Source organism: Vibrio sp. 03_296, from assembly GCF_002265885.1.
In genome coordinates this window covers 1-679 of sequence record NZ_NPKW01001184.1, presented here as the reverse complement: position 1 = coordinate 679, position 679 = coordinate 1, and the positions used below count along the sequence as shown (strand labels likewise).

Genomic DNA, 679 nt, shown 5'->3' with positions numbered 1-679 from the left:
CACTGATAAATCAGTTCCTGAAAAGTGGAGTGATGGTTGATGGGCATTGGCAGCAGACAGAATTAGGGAGTCCGCAAGGTGGGGTAATAAGTCCACTGATAGCGAATATCTATCTGGATGCGTTCGATCAGGAGATGCGAAAGCGTGGTCACCGCATAGTGCGCTATGCGGATGATATCTTGATCTTCTGTCGTAGCCGAGCAGGAGCAGAGAATGCGCTTGCWCAGGCGACAAAGATACTGGAAAAAGAGTTGAAACTGACGGTGAATCAGAGCAAATCTCATATAGCACACAGCGAAAATGGGGTGAAGTTCCTTGGCGTTGAAATCGGGGAACAATACACCCGTATTCAGCCCAAGAAACTGGCTCTGTTCAAACAGACGTTGAAGCAGATGAGCAAACGCAATGGCGGAAAGCCGCTAGTGCAAGTCATCAACGAGCTAAATCCCGTTTTACGAGGGTTCAGTCAGTACTTCAGGATCGCCAATACCAGCAGGGAGTTCTCGCGAATAGCAGGATGGTTAAGGCGCAGACTGCGCAGCATCCAGTTAAAATTATGGAAGAAACCGACACGGTTGCACCGCAGGCTGAAACAGCTTGGTTACAAGCCGCCGTTCAGGTCAATTCAAATGAGTAGCTGGAAAAATGCACAGAGTCCCTTAGCCAGCTATGCGATGCC

Annotated in this window: 1 protein-coding gene; it reads left to right on the top strand. The window is 49.1% G+C overall.

Translation table 11 applies throughout. From position 1 onward, the window contains the following. A partial coding sequence (locus CIK04_RS30820) for a reverse transcriptase domain-containing protein (RefSeq protein ID WP_325206043.1) occupies window positions 1-679 on the top strand: 679 nt, incomplete at both ends.